This is a genomic window from Streptomyces sp. 3214.6, from assembly GCF_900129855.1.
Taxonomy (GTDB): domain Bacteria; phylum Actinomycetota; class Actinomycetes; order Streptomycetales; family Streptomycetaceae; genus Streptomyces; species Streptomyces soliscabiei.
On sequence record NZ_LT670819.1, the window covers coordinates 3,253,954 to 3,274,889 of the forward strand.

Below are 20,936 nucleotides of genomic sequence, written 5' to 3' on the forward strand. Positions count from 1 at the left end.
GGAGAGCGTTATGTACCGGTTTCATGTGATTCTCATGGTATGACGCCGATCACTGAGGTGGAGGGACGGCGGCTCGCGCTCAGCAATCTGGAGAAGGTGCTGTATCCGGCGACCGGCTTCACCAAGGGTGAGGTGCTGCACTACTACGCGACCGTCGCCGACGTCCTGCTCCCCCATCTGCGCGACCGGCCGCTGTCCTTCCTGCGCTACCCCGACGGGCCCGACGGGCAGGTCTTCTTCGCCAAGAACGTGCCGCCGGGCACGCCCGAGTGGGTCACGACCGCCGAGGTGCCGCGGTCGGAGGGGCCGGCTCGGATGGTCGTCGTGCAGGATCTGGCGAGTCTGGTGTGGGCGGCGAACCTCGTCACCGAGTTCCATACGCCTCAGTGGGTGATTCAGGAGCCGGCGGTCGCCGACCGGCTCGTCTTCGACCTCGACCCGGGGCCCCCCGCGACCGTCGTCGAGTGCTGCGAGGTCGCGGTGTGGCTGCGGGAGCGGTTGGCGGCGGACGGGATCGAGGCGTACGCGAAGACGTCCGGGGCGAAGGGGCTGCATCTGCTGGCGGCGGTGCGGGGGGCGTCGTCCGAACAGGTCTCGGAGTATGCGAAGCGGCTGGCGGTGGAGGCGGAGCGGGGGATGCCGCGGCTGGTGCTGCATCGGATGACGCGGAGTCTGCGGCCGGGGAAGGTGTTCGTGGACTGGAGTCAGAACGCGGCGCGGAAGACGACGGCTGCGCCGTACACGTTGCGGGCTCGGGCCGCGCCGACTGTTTCGGCGCCTGTGACGTGGGAGGAGGTGGAGGGGTGTGGGGCTGTGGAGACGCTTACGTTTCTCGCCTCGGATGTTGCTCCGCGGGTGCAGGATTACGGGGACCTGTTGGCGCCGCTGCTTGACGGGGGGCGGGCGGGGGTGGTTCCAGTACCGTGAGGGGGCGGTTTCTGGGTGATCATTTCTGTTCTCTACGCAGAAGGATCACTGGGTAGCCACGGGCTTGGTCAACGATACGAGGCTGCCGCTGGACCTCGACGGGGTGTCCGTCATGCGGGTGCGGGCCACAACGGGTCGGAAGGCCTTCATTTCCGCAGGTCAGTGGCTACCCGCAGCTGAGAAGGCACACTGCCCCCAGACCCCCGCTTCGGCCCCGAATGGGTCTTGTCCTCAAGCGCCGGGCAGGCTGAAAGGGCGGGCTGGAGGTCTTCATACCCTCGACCACGTTGCCCTGTCCCTCGCCATTGCGTGGAGGGCCTCCACGTCTGCCGGTTTGAGGATTCCGCCCAGGCGGGACAGGTCGGTCAGGGCCGTGTCGGTCAGTATGCGGACCTCACGTGGGGGGAGGGGGACCGCGACCTCCGCGGGGGCGACGAGGACCAGGATCGGGCGGACCTCGGCCGTCAGGGCGTAGGAGGCACGGTCCGCGTCTGCGCGCAGGCGTCGGAGCAGGGGCTCCGGGGTCCGGCGGCCCAGGGTGACCATGGGGTCGGCGACGCGGACCCGCTGTTTGCGGGCGTACAGGGTGTGGATCGCGAACAGGCCGGCGGGGCCGATCGCCAGATGGTGGACGCGGTCTCCGCCGGGCAGCGGGACGGAGTGCAGGGTGCGCCAGCCCGCGCCGTCGAGGCGGTCCAGGGCCTCGCCCACGGTCTGCTCGGCCGCCAGGGCGTGGCGGCGCGGGTCGGTGCGGAGGCGGTGGGCGGGGCCCGGGTCGCGGTCCAGGGCGATGAGGAGGGCCTCGCCGGGACGGTTGGGGGCCAGGTCGTCGTCGGGATGGAGGGCCAGGCGGGCCAGTTCCGCGGGGGTCGGCACCGGGGGTGGGCCCACCGTGACAGGGCCCGTGATGAAGGGGCCCAGGGCCTCCAGGACGTCCTCTCTGCGGGCGTCGCCGAGCAGGTTGACGCGGCCCGCCTCACGGTCGTACCAGGCGATGTTCCTGCCGTCCGTGAGACAGACGTAGAGCCGCTCCTGGCCATGTCGCCAGGTCGGTATGACGCGCAGTCCGTTCATGCACCATCACCCCACCGACCATGGGAACAGTAGGGGTGCTCCGGGGGCAAGAAGGCGGTTACCTTCGAAGGGAGGTGGGCAGGCACTGGGCAGCGCGTTTGGGGAGGCGCCGTTGCGGACCCGCAGGAAGCAACCCGACGTACCGGTTCCGGACCGTCCGTGGAGCGAGATCGTGCCCGGCCTGTGGATGGGCGGGCACGAGTTCCGGGGGTCCGGTGGGGAGCTGGAGCTCGCCGTGGTGCGCGGCGAGTTCGATCTCGTCCAGACGTTGACGCGCGCCCGGCAGGGGCACGGGCCCGATCCCGGTGTGCGGCACCATGTGTGGCCGATTCCGGACGGGCCGCTGGACGGCACCCAGCTCGCCGGGGTGATCCGGCTGGCGCAGGCCGCCGGGGACGCGATGGACGAGGGGCGTACGGTCCTCGTCCGCTGTTACAGCGGCTACAACCGGTCCGGGCTGGTCGTGGCCCACACGCTGGTGCACCGGGGGCACTCGGTGGAGGACGCGATCCGGCTGATACGGTCACGGCGCTCGCCGTGGGCCCTGCACAACGAGTTGTTCGTGGAGTATCTGCGGGCGGGGCTGCCGACGGCCAGACTGCTGGAGGAGCTGGCAGAGTAATCGTTTCACCTGCTGCTTCACCTGCCGTTTCACTTGCTGCTTCACCTGCTGTTTCGCCTGTCGCTTCACCGGCTGTTCCACCTGTCGCTTCACCAGGTCGGCATCTCCGGCCCCACCGGTACGCAAAACAGACTTCCCCATGAATAAGGTGTACGGGGCCTGACATCGTGTAGCCCAAGAGGAGTCACAGGAGTCCCGTGCCTCGCAGTCGCCCCGTCCGTCGCTCCCGTTCCGCGGGTGGTTCCGGTTCCCCGCGCCCCGGCCGCGCCAACCGTGCCGGTCGCCCCAACCGTGCCCGCCGTCCCGTGTTCGCCGGCCTCGCCGTCGTTCTGCTGGCGTCGGCCGCCGTGGGCTGCGGTGACGCCGGTGAGCTGAAGGGCGCGGGGGCCACCCCGACCGCGATCAGCCCGGACAAGCTCTGGCCGGATCTGACGCCCGCCGCGAGCCCGGCCTTCGACATCGGCGAGGTCGACACCGAGGTGATCAAGGGCATCACGGTGCCCGGCGGCGACATCCACAAGGTGGATCCGGTCGCGGTCGTCCGCAGGGAGATCGCCGCGCACCCGGGCGACTACAGCGCGGGGGCGTACGACGAGACCGCCCGCCTGATGGCCGACTGCGGCAAGAGCGGCGCGCAGGGGCGCAGGTGTCCCGTCCTCAAGGCGTACTACCGCGATCTCACCGGCGACGGCCGTGACGACATGACGCTGGGCTTCCGGCAGCTGCCCGGCAACCTGACGGCCGTCCGCGTCTACACCGTCCGCAAGGACCGGCTCGTGCAGATCATGGGCTACGAGGACGCAGTGAGCGCGGTCGAGCTGGCCGGGCGGTCCGTGATCATCCGCGCCCCTTCGGAGGTCGCCGGCTACGAGTACCGCCTGCAGTGGACCTGGGACCAGCAGCAGCAGGCGATGCTGCTCACCAACGACGAGATGCTGCGCACCGGCGACGCGAACCACAAGCGCTCCCCGCACGCCCCACACTCCTCACGGCTCCCGGTCTCCCCTTCCCCCTCCCCTTCCGCTTCGGCCTCCCCCTCAGCCGCCGCCTCCGCGAGTGGCCGATGAGGCTCGCGCTGCCCTCATGGGCCGGCACACTCGCCGTGAAGGCCGCCGTCTTCATCACGGTGATGTGCTGCGCGCTGGCCGCCCTGCTCGGCGTCCTGGTGCATGTGTCGGTGACGAACCAGACCGTCGGCCAGGCCCGCGATCTCGCGCTGTCCCGGCTGAAGGACGCGACGACGGCGTTCGAGGCCGGGGACTCCCTCGGGCGGGGAGCGAGCCTCGATCCGCCGGGGCTGCCCACCTCGCTGCGGACGCTGGCGGTGGCCGGGGAGCGCGGCACGATGGTCGCCGAATACCGGGGGCGCCCCACGATGTGGGCGGCGGGGCCCGCCGACGACGAGCGGGCCCTCGCGGTCGCCGTCGACTACTCACAGAGCGCCCACACCATCGAGGCGCTCGACACCGCGATCCTGTGGTCGTCGGTGCTGGCGATCGGGGCGACGCTGCTGGTCGGCGCCGTCGCGGTGACCCGGGTGACTCGGCGGCTGCACACCACCGCGCAGGTGGCCCGGCGGATCACCGCCGGCGACCTGGACGCCCGCGTGGACGACCCCCGCACGAAGGACCCGGGCCGGCCGCGGGACGAGGTGGGCGCCGTCGCCGTCGCACTGGACTCCATGGCGTCCTCGCTGCAGGGCAAGCTGCTGAGCGAGCAGCGGTTCACCGCCGACGTGGCGCACGAGCTGCGCACCCCGCTGACCGGGCTGCACGCGGCGGCCGAACTGCTGCCGCCGGGGCGGCCGACGGAGCTGGTGCGCGACCGGGTGGCGGCGCTGCGCACACTGACCGAGGACCTGCTGGAGATCTCCCGGCTGGACACCGGGCGGGAGCGGCTGGAGCTGGACGCCGAGGAACTGGGCGCGCTGGCGATGCGGGTGGTGCGGACGGCGGAGGCTTCCGACACCTTCGGGGGTTCGGCCGGCCTCGGGATGTCGGGGTCCGGCGCCGAGGCCACGGTCACGGTCGTCATCGTCCGGGACGTGCGCGTGGAGACCGACCGGCGACGCCTTGAGCGGGTGCTGGGGAACCTGCTGGCCAACGCGCACCGGCATGGGCGGCCCCCGGTGACGCTGACGGTGGACGGGCCGGTGGTCACCGTCCGGGACCACGGGGACGGCTATCCGGAGTACCTCGTCACGCACGGGCCACAGCGGTTCCGCACCGAGGGCGGGGCGAAGGGGCACGGGCTCGGGCTGACGATCGCGGTCGGCCAGGCAGAGGTGATGGGCGCCCGGCTGACGTTCGCCAACGCGCCGGACGGCGGCGCCGTGGCCACGCTGACGCTCCCTCAGACGCCTCCTGCCGGGGGCCGCCTCCCCGATGGCGCAGTGTGACGGGCGACATGCGCGAACCGCTCCTAATGTGGCGATAAGTCAGCTTCACCCTCTTCGCTCCGCCCTCTTCATGGAGGTATCGCCATGTCCGTGCGCTCCGCTCTCACCCGTCTCGCCATAGTGACCGCAGCAGGCGCACTCGCCGCCACCGCGACCATCACCCCCGCCCTCGCCGGCGACGGGGACGACGACTGGGGCGACAACAGCAGCACCAGCGGCAACAGCAACGGCACCAACTTCGGCGCCCAGGGGGACGACCCACAGAACTGGCAGAACCAGGGCGGCGGGGACGGCGGGGGCGGCGGCAACCAAGGCGGCGGGGGCAACCAGGGCGGGGGTCAGGGGGGTGGGGGCGGCGGCAACCAGGGTGGTGGGGGCGGCGGCCACAACCAGGGTGGTGGGGGCGGCGGTCAGAACCAGGGTGGTGGGGGCGGCGGTCAGAACCAGGGTGGTGGGGGCGGCGGTCAGAACAACGGCCAGAACAACGGCCAGAACAACGGCCAGAACAATGGTCAGAACCACGGCCAGAGCAACAACGGTCAGAACAACAACGGAAACGGGAACTGGCAATCCGGCGGGGGCAACAACGGGCAGGGCGGCGGTGACGGCGGCGGCGGTGACGGCGGCTGGCAGTCGGGTGGTGGTGGCGACGGCGGCGACTGGCAGTCCGGGAACCACGACAACGACAACGACAACGACAACGACTTCCGCCGTTTCCGCGGGCGCGTCACCGCCGACGAGTTGCTCCTGCGGAGCAAGCCGACCCGCGCCAGCGAGGTGATCCGGGTCGCCCACCGCGGGGAGATCGTCTCGATCTTCTGCAAGACGTCCGGCCAGGAGGTCCAGGGCGACCGCCTGTGGTACCTGCTCACGGACGGTACCTGGGCCTGGGGCGCGGCGCGCTTCATCGAGACCATCGGGACGAAGCCGCGCTGGTGCTGACACGGCGCCAGGACTGCGCCCGGCACAGTGCCGGCACTACGCCGACACGACGGCGACCGAAAGCATCCACGGCTCACAAGGAGCCCCATTTGGGTAAGTTCCGGACATGACGAAAGCCGGAGTCGGAGCGGCGGCCACCCTGGTGGCGGCCGACGCCCCCGCCCCCGCGGTCGGCCTCCCCCGGCGCCGTGGCGTCGAGCTCGCCCTCATCGTCCTGGCCGTCCTGCTCTCCGTGTACGGCTACTGCGCCGTCGGCCTCGCGAAGAGCGGCACCGTCCCTCCCGGCGCCGCCGGTTACGGCGCCGGGCTCGGCGTGCTCGCGCTGCTGGCGCATCTCGCCGTGCGGTGGCGGGCGCCCTGCGCCGACCCGCTCCTGCTGCCCATCGGCGTGCTGCTCAACGGGATCGGCCTGGTGCTGATCTACCGGCTCGACCTGGAGACGCCGGGCGACCGGGCGGCGCCCACACAACTGGTGTGGTCCACGCTCGGCGTGGCCCTGTTCATCGTGGTCGTGGTCGCGCTGCGCGATCACCGGGTGCTCCAGCGGTACGCGTACGTGTGCGTGGTCGGGGCGCTCGCCCTTCTCGCCCTGCCGATCCTGTTCCCGGCCGTGAACGGCGCCCGCATCTGGATCCGGATCGCCGGGTTCTCCATCCAGCCCGGCGAGTTCGCGAAGGTGCTGCTGGCGGTGTTCTTCGCCGCGTACCTGGCGGCCAACCGCACCGCCCTGGCGTACGCGGGACGGACGATCTGGCGTTTCCGGCGGATGCAACTGCCCACCGGGCGCGTCCTCGGACCGATCGTCGCGATCTGGCTGCTGAGTGTCGGCGTGCTGGTCCTGGAGCGGGACCTCGGCACGTCCCTGCTGTTCTTCGGGCTGTTCGTGGTCATGCTCTACGTCGCCACCGGCCGCACCGGCTGGATCGCCGTGGGGCTGCTGCTCGCCTCGCTCGGCGCGGTCGCCGTCGGCCGGCTGGAGCCGCATGTGCACAGCAGGGTCGAGGACTGGCTGCACCCGTTCGCGTCGATCGAGGCCGGTCAGGGCCCCAACCAGCTTGCGCAGTCGCTGTTCTCGTTCGCGGCCGGCGGGGTGCTCGGCACCGGACTCGGGCTCGGCCACTCCATCCTCATCGGGTTCGCCGCGAAGTCGGACTTCATCCTGGCGACGGCCGGTGAGGAACTGGGCCTGGCGGGGCTGACGGCGCTCTTCCTGCTCTACGGCCTGCTGGTGGAGCGCGGCTACCGGGCGGGCCTGTCCCTGCGCGACCCGTTCGGCCGGCTGCTGGCGACCGGCCTCGCCTCGATCGTGGCGCTCCAGGTGTTCGTGATCGCGGGCGGGGTGACCGGGCTGATCCCGCTGACCGGCATGGCGATGCCGTTCCTGGCGCAGGGCGGCTCGTCGGTCGTCACCAACTGGGCGATCGTGGCGCTACTGATCCGGGTGAGCGACTCGGCGCGACGGCCGTACGCACAGCAGTTCGAGAAGTCCGTTCACGAAGCCGTCGCCGTACCGGCCGACAAGAGCCCTCGGAGGTCCGGGTGACCCGGCACATCCGGCGCGCCGCCGTCTTCTGCGCCCTGCTGCTGGCGGCGCTGCTGGTGAACGCGGCACGCGTCCAGGTCGTCCGGTCCGGTGTCTACGACGACAATCCGGCCAACCGGCGCGGGTCCATCGCCCGTTACGCCCAGCCGCGCGGCGACATCCTGGTCGGCGGGACCCCGGTCACCGGCTCGCGGGACACCGGGGAGCAGCTGCGCTACGAGCGCACGTACCAGGACGGGCCGCTGTACGCGCCGGTGACCGGCTTCGCCTCGCAGGTGTACGGGACGACGTTCCTGGAGCACACCGGGGACGACGTCCTGTCCGGGTCGGATCCGCTGCTCTCGCCGTTCCCGCTGTGGAACGACGTCACGCACGGCCGGCCCCCCGGCGGCAATGTGGTGACGACGCTGAACCGCCGTGCCCAGTGGGCCGCCTACGAGGGGCTGGACGGCCGCAAGGGCGCGGTAGCCGCGGTGGAGCCGGCGACGGGGCGGGTGCTGGCGCTGGTGTCGAGTCCGTCGTACGACCCGGGCGTGCTGTCCGGGAACGACGCCGGGGCGCAGCGGGCCTGGGCGCGGCTCAACGGCGACCCGGACCGGCCGATGCTGAACCGGGCGGTGCGGCAGACGTATCCGCCGGGGTCGACGTTCAAGGTGGTCACCGCGGCGGCGGCGCTGGACGCGGGCGTGATCACGGATCTCGACGCGGCGACCGACTCCCCCGACCCCTATCGGCTGCCCGGGACAACGACGGTCCTCACGAACGAGGGCGACGGCTGTGAGGACGCTCCGCTGCGGGACGCCTTCGAGTGGTCGTGCAACACGGTCTTCGCGAAGCTCGGCGTGGACACCGGGCTGGCCCGGATGACCCGGACGGCACAGGCGTTCGGCTTCAACGACGTGGATGTGCGGATCCCGTTCTCGGTCGCGCCGAGCACCTTCGACACCTCGCTCGACCGGGCGCAGCTGGCGCTGTCCTCGATCGGCCAGTACAACACGCGGGCGACCCCGCTGCAGATGGCGATGGTGGCGGCGGCGGTGGCCGACGGGGGGCAGGCGCACACGCCGTATCTGGTGGAGCGGACGACGCGCAAGGGCGGGGCGACGGTGGCCACGGCCGGTTCCCGTCCGTCCCGTCAGGTGATGTTGCCCTCGACGGCGCGGCGGCTGCGGGAGTTGATGGAGGACGTGGTGCGGGAGGGCACCGGCACGAACGCCGCGATCCCCGGTGCGGTCGTCGGCGGCAAGACCGGCACCGCCCAGCACGGCATCGGCAACGCCGGGATTCCGTATGCCTGGTTCGTGTCGTGGGCGCAGGGCGAGCGGGACATGGAGCCGAAGGTCGCGGTCGCGGTGGTGGTGGAGGACGGGTCCGCGCGCCGCGGAGACATCACCGGGGGCGGGATGGCGGCGCCGATCGCACGGGCGGTGATGGAGGCGGTGCTCACGTCGTGAGACGGGGGGTACCGAACGACGCACTCCCGACCTACCGTTCGGTCCATGACTGACGCAGCCGCCTTCCAACTCGCCCAGGTCAACCTCGCCCGCCTCAAGTTCCCTTTGGACTCACCCGAGTTGAAGGACTTCGTCGACGCCCTCGACCCGGTCAACGCCGACGCCGACGGGGCCGACGGCTTCGTCTGGCGCCTCCAGTCGGAGGACGGCGACGCGACCGGCATCGAGGTCTTCGGCGACGCCTGGCTGATCGTCAACATGTCGGTGTGGCGGGACGCCGACGCGCTGACGGCGTACATGTACCAGGGCCGGCACCGCGAGATGCTCGCGCGTCGGAGGGAGTGGTTCGAGCGGGTGGCGGAGGCGATGGCGACGCTGTGGTGGGTGCCGGCCGGCCACCGGCCGACGGTCGCGGAGGCCGAGTCCCGCCTCCTCCATCTGCGTGCGAACGGCCCGACGCCGTACGCCTTCACCCTGCGCACGTCGTTCCCGCCGCAGGGGGCGCAGCCGGTGGTGCTCACGGTCCCGGAGGACCTGGGCTGCTCGGTCTAGAAGACTTCTCATCCAGGGAAGCTTGAGCGTGCTCGACTTCGAACACCTCGCCGCCCGGGTCCCCGAGCGTCCAGATCACGAAGGTCTCGCCGGGCCGCATCCAGTGATCGCTGCCGTACGGCTCGAGTACGAGCTCCAGCGGCTCCGCACCGGAGTTGCGGACCCGGAGGGCGGGGACGGGGGGCGGGGACGGGGGGCGGGGACGGGGGGCGGGTCGACGGTCATCGGCGGCGGTTGATCGCCGTGAGGTCGATGGTGAGGGGAAACGGGAGGGCCAGCTCGAACTGGTCGTGATAGATGCCCGTCGGCACGTACGTATCGGTAGCGGGATCGAGCTCGTAGACGTAGACCACTGGGAGGCCGTCACTCTCTTCGACTCGCCAGTAATGCGGGATGAGTGCCATTGACGCGCAGGGGATTGACGAGCTTGCTGACAAGCAGTCTCATAAGGGCATGACGAGCCTCACCGATGCCGATGCGCTGGACGGGCTGCGGGACGCGCTGGGCCTGCTCAAGGGGCGGGAGCAGGTGGCCGAGCGGCTGCTCGCGTCCTCCGCCAAGCACTCTTTCGACCCGGACAAGGAGCTGGACTGGGACGCGCCCTTCGAGGAGGGCAAGTGGTTCTGGCCTCCCGAGCTCGTGTCGCTGTACGACACGCCGATGTGGCGGCGGATGAGCGAGGAGCAGCGGATCCTGCTGTCGCAGCACGAGGCCGCCGCGCTCGCCTCGCTCGGCATCTGGTTCGAGATCATCCTCATGCAACTGCTCGTCCGGCACATCTACGACAAGGCGGCGACGAGCGCGCACGTACGGTACGCGCTGACCGAGATCGAGGACGAGTGCCGGCACTCGAAGATGTTCGCCCGGCTGATCTCGTCCGGTGGCACCCCCTGGTACCCGGTGAGCCGCGCCCACCAGAACCTGGGGCGGCTGTTCAAGACGATCTCCACGACCCCCGGCTCCTTCACCGCGACCCTGCTCGGCGAGGAGGTCCTGGACTGGATGCAGCGGCTGACCTTCCCCGACGAGCGGGTCCAGCCGCTGATCAGGGGCGTCACCCGGATCCACGTCGTGGAGGAGGCCCGACACGTGCGGTACGCCCGCGAGGAGCTGCGCCGGCAGATGATGACCGCGCCGAGGTGGTCGCAGGAGTTCACCAGGGTCACGTCGGGCGAGTTCGCCCGGGTGTTCTCCGTCGCCTTCGTGAACCCCGACGTCTATACGAACGTCGGCCTGGACAGGCGTGCGGCGATGGCACAGGTGCAGGCCAGCGGGCACCGCAGGGAGATCATGCAGACGGGAGCGAAGCGGCTCACGGACTTCCTGGACGACATCGGCGTGCTCCGGGGGGTCGGGCGGCGGCTGTGGCGGTCCTCGGGGCTGCTGGCGTGACCGGAGCGTGACGGACGGCGGGCACGGGGCCGGGGTGGGCGATTACGCTGCACGTCATGACCCCCGCCGCCCCCGCCTACCGGCGCCTCAGCGTCGAGGAGCGCCGTAGTCAGCTGCTCGACGCCGCGCTCTCGCTCTTCGCGCACCGCGTCCCCGAGGACGTCTCGCTGGACGACGTGGCGGAGGCCGCCGGGGTGTCCCGGCCGCTCGTCTACCGGTACTTCCCGGGCGGAAAGCAGCAGCTCTACGAGGCCGCGCTGCGCTCCGCCGCCGAGGAACTGAACCACTGCTTCGACGAGCCCCGCCAGGGCCCTCTCCTCCCCCGCCTGGCCCGCGCCCTCGACCGCTACCTCACCTTCGTCGCCCGCCACGACGCCGGCTTCAGCGCCCTGCTCCAAGGCGGCAGCGTCGTCGAGACCTCCCGGACGACGGCCATCGTGGACGGCGTACGACGGGCCGCCGCCGAGCACATCTACAGCCACCTGGGGGTCGCCGATCCCGGGCCGCGGCTCCGGATGACCGTACGGATGTGGATCACCGCGGTGGAGGCGGCCTCCCTCATCTGGCTCGACGAGGACAAGCAGCCGCCCGCCGACGAGCTGCGGGACTGGCTGGTGGACCAGTTCGTCGCCGTCCTCACGGTGACCGCGGCGCGGGACGCGCAGACCGCCGAGCTGATCCGGGGTGCGCTGGCCGCGGAGACCTGATCGACACTGGTGGTGTGAAGAGCGAAGACACCCCCTTCGAGGGCGGGCCCATGGACGGCCGGGTCCTGCCCGTGCTGCTGGGCCCGACCGGGCAGCCGCCGAAGACGTACCGCATCCCCGTCCCCGACGCGGCCGGCGGCCCGCCGACCGTCCTGGTCTACCGGCGCGTGCCCCGCGGCCACAGCAAGAAGCTCGGACTGCCCCAGGGCTGGAAGTACGAGTTCGACCCCGAGGGGAAGAAGAGCGGCCGACCACGGTGGCCCTGGTCCAAGCCCGACGCCACGCCGGACAGCCGACGGGACGACGCCGACGAGTGACCCCGTTGCGCCGAACCGCGCACGCTCGGCGCGCGGGCCGCGCGCGCACGCCTGATGCTCGCCCTGCGGGATGGAGGGGCCATCCCGCAGCGGAGGTGATGACGTGTCAGGAAGACTGCTGCGTCTGGCCTGTACGGTCTCGACGGCGACGCTCGCCGCACAGGCCGTCCTGGCCCCCGGACTCGCCGCGGCCGTAACGGAGCCACCGGAGCCGGGCGAACGGACGGTGACCGCGTCGCCGACCCCGGAGCCGGACGAACCGCCGGCCGCCGAGGCGGAGACGCCGGAAACCGATGAGCGCACCGCGGCCGAGCTGCTGGTGGAGCTTCAGCGGCTGTATCGGGAGGTCGAGCGGGCGACCGAGGCCTTCAACACCACCGACGAGCAGCTCGGACGGCGGCGGGCCGAGACCGGGCGGCTGGACGCCGAGCTGGCCAAGGCCCGGCTCTCCCTGCACGACAGCCGGGGCGCGGCCGGACGGCTGGCCCGCCAGCAGTACCAGGGCAGCACCGGCATCTCCCCCTACGTACGGCTGTTGCTCGCCCGCGATCCGCAACACGCCCTCGACCAAGGGCATGTGATCGGCCGGCTGGCGCGCGAGCGGGCGGAGACGGTGGGGCGGCTGGAGAGCGGCGAACGCAAGGCCGACGGGCTGGCGCGCAGGGCCCGCGCCGCGCTCGACGACCAACTCACCCTCGCCGAGCGCGCGAAGAAGGAGCGGGACGACGTTCGCCGGCGCCTCGACGACGTCGAGGAACTCCTCGCCTCCCTCACGACCGAGCAGCTCACCGCCCTCGCCGAGCTGGAGAAGAAGAGCATCGCCCAGGCCCAGAAAAAGCTCACGACACCCGGCGCACCCGGTGCCCCCGGCGCGCTCGATGTGTCCGGTGCGCTCGATGTGTCCGATGCACCCGGTGCACTCGGTGCCCTTGGTGCACTCGGTGCCTCCGGTGCGCCCGGTGCATCCGGTGCGCCCCGTACATCCGGTGCGGCCGGTGCGGCCGGTGCGCCTGGCACAACCAGTGCGCCCGGTGTGCTCGGTGTGCTCGGTGTGGAGTGGGGGCCGTCGGCGGAGGGGGCGCGGGCCGTGCGGTATGCCGTGGGGCAGATCGGCAAGCCGTATGAATGGGGTGCCGAGGGCCCGAGGTCGTACGACTGCTCAGGGCTGACGTCCGAGGCCTGGGGGCACGCCGGGACGACGATCCCCCGCACCAGCGAGGAGCAGTGGGCGCGGCTGACGAGGATCCCGCTGACGCGGCTGCGCCCCGGCGACCTGGTGATCTACTTCCCTGAGGCCACCCACGTGGCGATGTACCTGGGCGGGGGCATGGTGATCCAGGCGCCGAGGACGGGCGAGAAGGTCAAGGTGACTTCGATCGCGGCCCAGCCGGTGCTCGGGGCCGTACGGCCTGACCCGGAGGGGAAGCCGCTGGGCCGCTACGAGCCGCCACGGATTCGTCAGGCTCCGGCGACCGATGTCAGGTAGGCGGCCGTCTTGTCGGGCTCGTAGAAGAAGTTCTCGAAGTCGGCCGGGTCGTTGAAGGCGTTGGCGAAACGATCAGCCACGGGCGGCAGCTGCCCGGCCGCGCCCAGTAGGTTGACGATGTGCTCCGGCGGCGGCGCCAGCATCGCGTTGGTCCACTTGGTGACGTGCTGAGCCGTCTCCCAGTACCGGTCGAAGGTGGCCTGCATCCACTCCTCGTCGAACTCCTTCTCCCCCTGCTCGAGGATCGACGCGAGATACGCGGCGGCGCACTTGGACGCCGAGTTGGAGCCCTGCCCGGTGATCGGGTCGTTCGCGACGACGACGTCGGCGACGCCGAGCACCAGGCCGCCGCCGGGCAGCCGGCCGACGGGGTTGCGCACGGTGGGCGCGTAGCGGCCGGACAGCGTGCCGCCGGCGTCGGTCAGTTCGGCCTTGGTGGCCCGCGCGTACTCCCAGGGCGTGAACTTCTCCATGAGCTCCAGGGTCAGGGAGAGGTGTTCCGCCGGGTCCTTGACGCCGTTGAAGGCGTCCAGCGGGCCGCCGGGTATGCCCTCCCAGAAGAGGATGTCGGCGCGACCGGAGGTGGTGAGCGTCGGCATGACGAAGAGCTCGCCGACGCCGGGCACGAGGTTGCAGCGGACCGCCTCCAGGTCCGGGTGCTCCGGGCGCGGGCCCAGGCCGTGGACGTAGGAGACGGCGAGGGCGCGCTGCGGCTCGCCGTAGGGGGAGCGCTGCGGGTCGCGGCCGAACATCTGGACGAGCTCGCCCTTGCCGGCCGAGACCAGGACCAGGTCGTAGGCGCGGGAGAAGTAGTCGAGGTCGGAGACCGCCGCGCCGTGGATGACGAGCTGGCCGCCGCGCTGGGCGAACATCTCCATCCAACCCGCCATCTTCACCCGCTGGTCGACGGACTGCGCGTACCCGTCGAGGCGGCCCACCCAGTCGATCGCGCGCTGCGTCGGGCCCGGGTCGTGCGAGCCGGGGGCCGCGACCGAGACGCCGAGGCCTCCGATCTTCGGGGCCTGCTGCTCCCAGAAGTTCAGCTGGAGGTCGCGCTCGTGCTGCAGGGCGGTGTGGAACATGCACTGTGTCGACATGACCCGGCCGGAGCGGATCTCGTCCGCGGTCCGGTTCGACATCAGGGTGACCTCGTACCCGTGCGACTGGAGGCCGAGGGCGAGCTGGAGACCGGACTGGCCGGCTCCGACGACGAGTATCTTCCGCATGCGGGGGACTCTCCTTGAGGGGCCTTACTCGGGGGTTTCGTCGAGCGCGTGGCCCACCAGGGCCAGCAGAGTCTCGATCACCGAGATCCGGCGCCGCGCGTCCATGATCATGACAGGTATGTGCGCGGGGATCGTCAGCGCCTCCCGCACGTCCTCCGGCTCGAACAGCTCGCTGCCGTCGAAGTGGTTGACGGCGACGACGTACGGCAGTCCGCAGCTCTCGAAGTAGTCCAGCGCGGGGAAGCAGTCCTTCAGGCGGCGGGTGTCGGCCAGGACGACGGCGCCGATCGCGCCGCGCACCAGGTCGTCCCACATGAACCAGAACCGCTGCTGGCCCGGCGTGCCGAACAGGTAGAGCACCAGGTCGTCGTCGAGCGTGAGACGGCCGTAGTCCATGGCGACCGTGGTGGTGGTCTTCTCCGGGGTACCGGTGAGGTCGTCGGTCTCCTCGCTGGCCTCGGTCATCAGCGCCTCCGTCTGGAGGGGCTCGATCTCCGAGACGGTGCCGACGAGGGTGGTCTTGCCGACGCCGAAGCCGCCCGCCACCACGATCTTGGTGGCGATGGGGGCCCGGGTGCGGTCCGTCTGCCAGGGCTGCAACGTCTCGTCGGGCTCGGGCTCGACGAACGGGGAGACGCCACGAGCGGCGTCAGAGACGACGGAGTCCACTCAGCACCCTTTCCAGCAGAGCGCGGTCGGGACGGCCCGTACCGTGAGCGGTACCGGTGCCGTACACACGGATCCTTCCCTGGTCCGCGAGGTCGCTGAGGAGCACCCGGACCACGCCGAGCGGCATCTTCAGCAGCGCGGCGATCTCCGCCACCGTGCGCATACGGCGGCACAGTTCGACGATGGCCCGCAGTTCCGGCATGACCGTGGACTTGAGGGAACCATTCGTCAGCTCACGACGCTCCTCCGGGGCTTCGAGGGCCGCCACGAAGGTCTCCACCAGCAGGAGGTGTCCGAAGCGGGTGCGGCCGCCGGTGAGCGAGTAGGGGCGCACGCGGGCCGGCTTGCGGTCGCCGCCACGGACGGGGAGTTGCTGCCTGGCGGGCTGCGGCGGCTGCGGGGCGGCGGCGCTCATCGGACGATCCCCGTCGTCGTGGACTCCAGGGACTGTCGTAGTTCGCTGCGGAGTTCCGGGGTCAGGACGTGGCCGGCGCGGCCCACGAAGAGGGCCATGTGGTACGCCACCACGCTCATGTCGCAGTCGGCGGAGCCGTGCACGCCGAGGAGGGAGCCGTCGCTGATCGACATGACGAACAGGCTGCCCTCGTCCATCGCGACCATGGTGTGCTTGACCCCGCCGAAGGCGATGAGCTTGGCGGCGCCGAGGGTGAGGCTGCCGATGCCGGAGACGATGGTGGCGAGGTCGGCGGATGAGCCGCGTGGGCCGGACGGTTTGATCTCGCGGGACTGGCGTGCCTCGTCGTTACGGCCTGGGTCCGAGGAGAGCAGGAGCAGGCCGTCGGAGGAGACGACGGCGACGGACTGGATGCCGGGTACTTCCTCCACGAGGTTGGTCAACAGCCAGTGCAGGTTACGGGCTTCACTGCTCAGTCCGAAGGTACTGGGCGCGGTCAACTGCTTGCCTCCTCGACTGTGCCCCCCGTGTCTTCTTCGGCGTGTGCGTGTGCTTCTTGAGCTCTTTGCGGTGCGTGGGGCGCCGGAACCTTGTTCTGGCCCGTGCGCTCGGCGATTTCCGCTTCTACGTCGCGGTAGCCGGCCTCCGCACCCCTGCGGAAGCCGCCCAGACGGCGGCGGAGGGCGTCCGCGTCGACGGAGCCGGTCCGCTGGCGCGGAGTGTGTGCGGGTGTCGTGATCTTGGGGGTGCGCTTGGGAAGGCCCTTGTCGGTGAGCGGCTCGTCCGAGGGGCGCGTGTGTTCCGCCTCGGCTTCGCCATCGGCCGATTCGCTCCCATACGCACCGGCCGTACTGCTGTCGTCGCCGGCTGCGGGCGGCCCTTGTGAGGCGTTCTCGCCGTCGACGACCGCGGGTTCGGCGGCCCCTGGTTCGGGGGCTCCGGGTTCGGGGGCTCCGGGTTCGGGGGTGGCGGGTTCGGGGGTGGCGGTGGTCCGCTCCCCCGCCGTCGCGTCCCGCGGGGATGGCAGGAGCAGTTCCATCGTCGTCTCGGCCGGGGTGTCGACCGGGGCCTGCGACCTGCGTACCGCCTGTTCCGCCAGGGCGACCAGGGGATCCGGCTGCTTCGAACGGCCGGGCAGGACATTGGAGTTGGCCTCCGCGTCCGCGCCGGGCAGGGTGAGCGCCTGGGCGGTCGCGGCGGCCGGGGCCGTCGACGGGATCGCGGCGGTGGGGGCGGTGGCGAGGAGCGGGGCGGGCAGGACGACGACCGCCGCCACCCCGCCCTGCTTCTGCTCGCGCAACCGCACCCGCACCCCGTGCCGGTGGGCGAGCCGGGCCACCACGTACAGGCCGAGGCCGAGGCCGTCCTCGCCCTCCTGGTCGTACGGCGTCTCCGGGTCGAACTCGGCGAGGCGGGCGTTGAGCCGCTCCAGGCGGTCGGCCGTGATCCCGATGCCCTCGTCCTGGACGGAGAGCATGACCTCGCCGTTCTCCAGGAGCCAGCCGGAGACCTCGACGGGCAGGTCGGGCGGGGAGAACGAGGTGGCGTTCTCCATGAGTTCGGCAAGCAGATGGGAGAGGTCGTCGGCGGCAAAACCCGCCACGTGGGCGTGCGGGGGCAGCGCCGAGATACGGACCCGCTCGTAGCGCTCGATCTCGCTGACCGCCGCGCGGACCACGTCCACCAGCGGGATCGCGCCCGCGTGCTGCTGGACGTGTTCCGTGCCGGCCAGGACCAGCAGGTTCTCGCTGTGGCGGCGCATGACCGTGGCGAAGTGGTCGAGCTTGAAGAGGGTGGCCAGGCGGTCCGGGTCCTGTTCGCGCTCCTCCAGGCCCTCGATGACCGCGAGTTGGCGCTCCACGAGGCCGAGGGTGCGCAGGGCGAGGTTGACGAAGGTGCCACTGATGCTGTCGCGCAGGCCGTCCAGCTTGGCCGCGGAGTCGGCGAGTTCGGCGCGCAGTTCCTCGCGGGCGTCGGCCATCCGCTGGCGCTGGCCGACGAGGTGCTTGCGGTCGGACTCCAGGGTGGTGACGCGCTCGTGCACGGCCACGGCGTGCTCGTGCAGCGCGTTGACGGAGCGGACGACCTGGGCGAACTCGTCGTTGCGGCCGGTGAACCGGACCGGTTCCTCGGCCGCCGGGTTCTCGGCCTCGGCCAGCCGCGCCGATCCCCGGCGCAGCACGGACAGCGGGCGGGTGAGGCTGCGGGCCAGGCCCGTGGCGATGACGATCGCCAGCAGCATCAGGGCCCCGAGGAGGGTGACGCGCAGCTCCAGGTCGGTGACGTCGTCGTCCCGGAGCTGGGCGAGGTCCTCGGTGCGGTGGTTGTACAGGGAGGACTCGACGCCGCGCATCAGGTCGACGCGGGCCGAGAGCGCGGCGTCCAGCTTCTTGACGCCGGTGTCGAGTTCGTGACCGCTCAGCGTCGGCTGGTCGGTGAGGGAGGCGAGGTAGGCCTCGGCCGTGTCGACGTCGCCGCCGGTGACGGTGGAGTCGTAGGAGGACACCGCCTCCGGCGGCGCGCCCTCCCGGAAGTCGGCGAGGGCCGCGTCGGAGCGCAGCCGGGCCTGCTGCGCGGCGGCGGTGAGGGCGTCGCGCTGCTTGGTGTCGGCTTCGGTGGAGACCTTCTCGGTGGTCGTCCGGCCGGTGACGGGGTCGTAGTCGGTCTCGGTGGTCGTCGGCACGTTGAGCGCCGCGAGCAGCAGTCCCCGGGCCGCGGAGGCCTGCTGGACGGCCGTGTCGAGCTCGGCGAGGGCGTATGCGCCGGAGCCGGCGCGCGGCGGCATCTGCTCGGCCAGCCGGTCGACGAGGACGTGGAGCGCGGCGACGGCCTCGGAGTACGCCTGGTGCGCCTGGAGCGCCGTGCTCTTGCCGGTGAGGGCCGACTGCCGTACGGCGGGGACGGCGGCGAGGGCCTTGCGCAGCGCTTCGGAGACGTCCGTCTCGGTGGTCAGTTCGCTCGTCTGCCGGTCCACGCGGGCGCTGCCCTGCGTGGAGGGCGCCTTTGACTTGGCGCGGCCGGCCGCGACGTAGGCGGTGACCTCGTCGCGTTCGTCCGCCAGGGACTGGGCGAGGGCGAGGGCGTCCTGGGTCTGTTCGGCGAGGGTGACCAGGTCCTGGGAGTCCTTCAGCTGCCCGGAGGCGGCGAGGATCGAGGGGGCGCCGGCCCCGGCGACGGCGGCGGCCACCACGGCCACCGCGACGATCAGCCGGTTGCGTACGTGGGTGGGGCGGCCCTTGCCGACGGGGGTGCGCTCCGCGCCCCCCTCGGAGGCCGTCTGCCTGCCTGTACGCCGAGGCCGCGTCTTCTGCACCGGTGCTCGCATTCCTGACTCGTGCTCCATGGGCCGGATGTGTCGCTCCGTCAACTGGTGCGTACGTCCGGTACGATTCCCGACCCTCCCAGTGCCGGTGGGCAGGGGTCGCACATCGGTTGCCCCGCCACCCGAAGGAGTGAACATCGGAGGGGAGTTGGCGGGCAAGTTCCTCTGGCGTGTGCAGCGGCCTTGCCCGGCAGGCCGGTTGGACGTGGGCGGCGGGCTTTGACAGTATTCGCCGCCACGCCTTCCCGGAGTGCTTCATTCCTACCCAAAGCAGGCGTCTGACCTGCGGCGGTACGACTGTTCGGCACCCGATGCCAGCCTTTTGCGAAGGCTGTGAAGGGGTCGTGCAGACTGGCTGAATGCGTACGGAACTTGTGTCGGAGGCCGGCGATCGGGCCCGCCCCAACGAGGACTTCGCGGGTATCGGACTTTCCGCCTCCGGACAGGGCGGTTCGCTCGTCCTCCTGGACGGAGTGACGCCGCCGCGGGACGGCGCGGGCTGTCTGCATTCGGTCCCCTGGTTCACCGCGCGATTGGGCGGCGCGCTGACCGAACTGACCGTTTCACTCCCGGATGTTCCGCTGGCCGAGGCGCTCGCCCTCGCCATCGCGCGTACCGCTGGGGCCCATTCCGAAACCTGTGACCTTTCTCACCCACGCACCCCACAGGCCACAGTGGCCCTGGCGCGCTGGTCGCCGGAGACGGTCGAGTGCCTGGTCCTGTGCGACGCGACGCTGCTGCTGGCGTCCCCGGGCGGCACGGTGACCGCCGTCCAGGACGACCGGCTGGCGCGGCTGCCGCGCGCGCTGCTGAGCAGCGCCGAGGTCGTCGACGGCACGCTGCGCAACAAGGAGGGCGGGTTCTTCACGGCCGCGGCCGATCCCGCGGTGGCCGCCCGCGCGGTGGCCATGACCGTGCCGCGCGCCGAGGTGCACGCCCTGGCCGCGCTGTCGGACGGGGCCACCCGCTGGACGGAGCTCTTCCGCGAGGGCGACTGGCCGGCCCTGTTCGCCCTCCTCGGCAAGGAGGGGGCGGGGGCGCTGGTGGAACGGGTCCGGGAGCTGGAGCGGGCGGACGACGGCGCCGGGCGGGCCTTCCTGGGCGGGGCGAAGACGCACGACGACGCGACGGTGGTGCGCGTGGAGCTGTGAGGCGGGGAAAGCTGAGGCGTGGGAGTTCCCGTGAGGCGGTTACGGCCGCCGGTTCACTTCTCCATGCCCCGGTTCACTTCTCCATGCGCCGGTTCACTTCTCCATGCCCCGGTTCAGCTGGTGCAGCAGGCGGGCCAGCTCGCCGACCTCTCTGCGGTCCCAGTCGGAGAAGTGGCTGACGTACCGCTCGCGGCGGGCGTCGCGGACCCGCCGCACCCGGGTGCGGCCCTCCTCGGTGAGGTCGACCAGCCAGGCGCGGCCGTCCGCAGGGTCGGGTTCGCGGGCGATCAGGCCGAGCTGCTCCAGGGCACGCAGTTGGCGGGACATGGTGGCCTTGCCGACGCCGATGTAGGCGGCGAGTTCCGTGGCACGCTGGCGGCCGCACTCCTCCAGCCGGACGAGGAGGCCGTAGGCGGCGGACTCCAGGTCCGGGTGGACCTCGCGGGCCATCTCGCCCTGGTTGGCGCGGGCGCGGCGCAGCAGCACCGTGAGCTCCCGCTCCAGGGACAGGAACTCGCGGTCGTCCCGCTCCACGCCGCGCGACGACGCGTCGCCGCCCGTCTCCTCGCGGTCCTCGCGGTCGTCGTGGCCCTCGCGGTCGTCGTGGTCCTCGTGCACGTCAGCACCCCTGATGTTCGCCGGTCGCTGCCTTCGGTGCAGCTCTTAAGTATTTCGCAGGCACAGGCCAGGGGCGGTTCCCAGGCCGCTTCAGGCATGGCGAAGGCCCGGGTCTCCCTCA

At 71.7% G+C, this 20,936-nt stretch carries 20 protein-coding genes and 1 pseudogene; 13 read left to right on the forward strand and 8 right to left on the reverse strand.

Features of this window, described 5'->3' with window-relative positions:
* Positions 1-39 precede the first annotated feature (39 nt).
* Positions 40-927, forward strand: coding sequence for a non-homologous end-joining DNA ligase (gene ligD / locus B5557_RS14470; protein ID WP_079659650.1), 888 nt, complete (start codon positions 40-42; stop codon positions 925-927).
* Positions 928-1,197: 270 nt separating this feature from the next.
* On the opposite strand, the gene B5557_RS14475 is transcribed toward ligD, so the two are convergent.
* A complete protein-coding gene (locus B5557_RS14475; RefSeq protein ID WP_079659652.1) occupies positions 1,198-2,001 on the reverse strand; it encodes a nuclease-related domain-containing protein in 804 nt (267 codons plus the stop codon).
* Between the two features lie 112 nt (positions 2,002-2,113).
* Between B5557_RS14475 and B5557_RS14480 the strand changes: the two genes are divergently transcribed.
* The 7 genes from B5557_RS14480 (at position 2,114) to B5557_RS14510 (ending at position 9,512) form a co-directional block, all read left to right on the forward strand.
* The gene (locus B5557_RS14480; RefSeq protein WP_079659653.1) at positions 2,114-2,623 is read left to right on the forward strand and encodes a protein-tyrosine phosphatase family protein; all 510 of its coding nucleotides are present in this window, start codon (positions 2,114-2,116) and stop codon (positions 2,621-2,623) included.
* Positions 2,624-2,928: 305 nt separating this feature from the next.
* Positions 2,929-3,690: a hypothetical protein gene (locus B5557_RS14485; RefSeq protein ID WP_079659655.1), complete on the forward strand. Its 762-nt coding sequence runs from the start codon at positions 2,929-2,931 to the stop codon at positions 3,688-3,690.
* Positions 3,687-5,021 carry an ATP-binding protein gene (locus tag B5557_RS14490; protein ID WP_079659656.1) on the forward strand — a complete coding sequence of 445 codons (1,335 nt, stop codon included), beginning with the start codon at positions 3,687-3,689 and terminating at the stop codon, positions 5,019-5,021. Before B5557_RS14485 ends, B5557_RS14490 begins: the two co-directional genes overlap by 4 nt.
* An 84-nt stretch (positions 5,022-5,105) precedes the next feature.
* On the forward strand, positions 5,106-5,963 hold the full coding sequence (locus B5557_RS14495; protein ID WP_079659658.1) for an SH3 domain-containing protein: 858 nt from the start codon (positions 5,106-5,108) through the stop codon (positions 5,961-5,963).
* Between the two features lie 106 nt (positions 5,964-6,069).
* Positions 6,070-7,506 (forward strand): FtsW/RodA/SpoVE family cell cycle protein, encoded by a 1,437-nt coding sequence (locus B5557_RS14500; RefSeq protein WP_079659660.1) that lies wholly within the window; start codon positions 6,070-6,072, stop codon positions 7,504-7,506.
* Positions 7,503-8,960 (forward strand): penicillin-binding transpeptidase domain-containing protein, encoded by a 1,458-nt coding sequence (locus tag B5557_RS14505; RefSeq protein ID WP_079659661.1) that lies wholly within the window; start codon positions 7,503-7,505, stop codon positions 8,958-8,960. The genes B5557_RS14500 and B5557_RS14505 overlap by 4 nt, the downstream gene beginning before the upstream one ends.
* 45 nt (positions 8,961-9,005) lie before the next feature.
* Entirely contained in the window at positions 9,006-9,512 is a 507-nt protein-coding gene (locus B5557_RS14510) for a DUF3291 domain-containing protein (protein ID WP_079659663.1), read from the forward strand.
* A 221-nt stretch (positions 9,513-9,733) separates the two neighbouring features.
* Here B5557_RS14510 and B5557_RS45095 read toward each other — a convergent pair.
* Positions 9,734-9,907, reverse strand: a pseudogene (locus B5557_RS45095) (Uma2 family endonuclease); the annotation flags it as partial.
* 58 nt (positions 9,908-9,965) lie between these two features.
* On the opposite strand from B5557_RS45095, the gene B5557_RS14520 reads away from it, so the two are divergent.
* The 4 genes from B5557_RS14520 to B5557_RS14535 all read left to right on the forward strand — a co-directional run bounded on the left by B5557_RS14520 (position 9,966) and on the right by B5557_RS14535 (position 13,414).
* Complete coding sequence (locus B5557_RS14520) at positions 9,966-10,904, forward strand: AurF N-oxygenase family protein (protein WP_079659666.1); 939 nt, start codon at positions 9,966-9,968, stop codon at positions 10,902-10,904.
* 56 nt (positions 10,905-10,960) lie between these two features.
* Positions 10,961-11,611 carry a TetR/AcrR family transcriptional regulator gene (locus B5557_RS14525; protein WP_079659667.1) on the forward strand — a complete coding sequence of 217 codons (651 nt, stop codon included), beginning with the start codon at positions 10,961-10,963 and terminating at the stop codon, positions 11,609-11,611.
* 14 nt (positions 11,612-11,625) lie between these two features.
* Positions 11,626-11,928, forward strand: coding sequence for a hypothetical protein (locus B5557_RS14530; RefSeq protein WP_079659669.1), 303 nt, complete (start codon positions 11,626-11,628; stop codon positions 11,926-11,928).
* 103 nt (positions 11,929-12,031) lie between these two features.
* Positions 12,032-13,414, forward strand: a complete 1,383-nt coding sequence (locus tag B5557_RS14535) for a C40 family peptidase (RefSeq protein ID WP_231976352.1) — start codon at positions 12,032-12,034, stop codon at positions 13,412-13,414.
* Here B5557_RS14535 and B5557_RS14540 read toward each other — a convergent pair.
* The 5 genes from B5557_RS14540 to B5557_RS14560 are packed head-to-tail and all read right to left on the reverse strand — an operon-like array spanning position 13,387 to position 19,037.
* Positions 13,387-14,640 (reverse strand): styrene monooxygenase/indole monooxygenase family protein, encoded by a 1,254-nt coding sequence (locus B5557_RS14540; protein ID WP_079659672.1) that lies wholly within the window; start codon positions 14,638-14,640, stop codon positions 13,387-13,389. The genes B5557_RS14535 and B5557_RS14540 overlap by 28 nt on opposite strands.
* Positions 14,641-14,664: 24 nt before the next feature.
* A complete protein-coding gene (locus B5557_RS14545) occupies positions 14,665-15,309 on the reverse strand; it encodes a GTP-binding protein (RefSeq protein ID WP_079659673.1) in 645 nt (214 codons plus the stop codon).
* The gene (locus tag B5557_RS14550) at positions 15,290-15,724 is read right to left on the reverse strand and encodes a DUF742 domain-containing protein (protein ID WP_079659675.1); all 435 of its coding nucleotides are present in this window, start codon (positions 15,722-15,724) and stop codon (positions 15,290-15,292) included. Before B5557_RS14550 ends, B5557_RS14545 begins: the two co-directional genes overlap by 20 nt.
* Positions 15,721-16,224 carry a roadblock/LC7 domain-containing protein gene (locus B5557_RS14555; protein ID WP_079659677.1) on the reverse strand — a complete coding sequence of 168 codons (504 nt, stop codon included), beginning with the start codon at positions 16,222-16,224 and terminating at the stop codon, positions 15,721-15,723. The genes B5557_RS14550 and B5557_RS14555 overlap by 4 nt, the downstream gene beginning before the upstream one ends.
* Positions 16,221-19,037, reverse strand: coding sequence for a sensor histidine kinase (locus B5557_RS14560; protein WP_231976353.1), 2,817 nt, complete (start codon positions 19,035-19,037; stop codon positions 16,221-16,223). The genes B5557_RS14555 and B5557_RS14560 overlap by 4 nt, the downstream gene beginning before the upstream one ends.
* 368 nt (positions 19,038-19,405) lie before the next feature.
* Here B5557_RS14560 and B5557_RS14565 point away from each other — a divergent pair, with 368 nt between their 5' ends.
* A complete protein-coding gene (locus B5557_RS14565; RefSeq protein WP_079659680.1) occupies positions 19,406-20,197 on the forward strand; it encodes a hypothetical protein in 792 nt (263 codons plus the stop codon).
* Positions 20,198-20,290: 93 nt separating this feature from the next.
* Here B5557_RS14565 and B5557_RS14570 read toward each other — a convergent pair whose 3' ends face one another.
* Positions 20,291-20,815: a MarR family winged helix-turn-helix transcriptional regulator gene (locus B5557_RS14570; protein ID WP_443031351.1), complete on the reverse strand. Its 525-nt coding sequence runs from the start codon at positions 20,813-20,815 to the stop codon at positions 20,291-20,293.
* Positions 20,816-20,936: the final 121 nt, after the last annotated feature.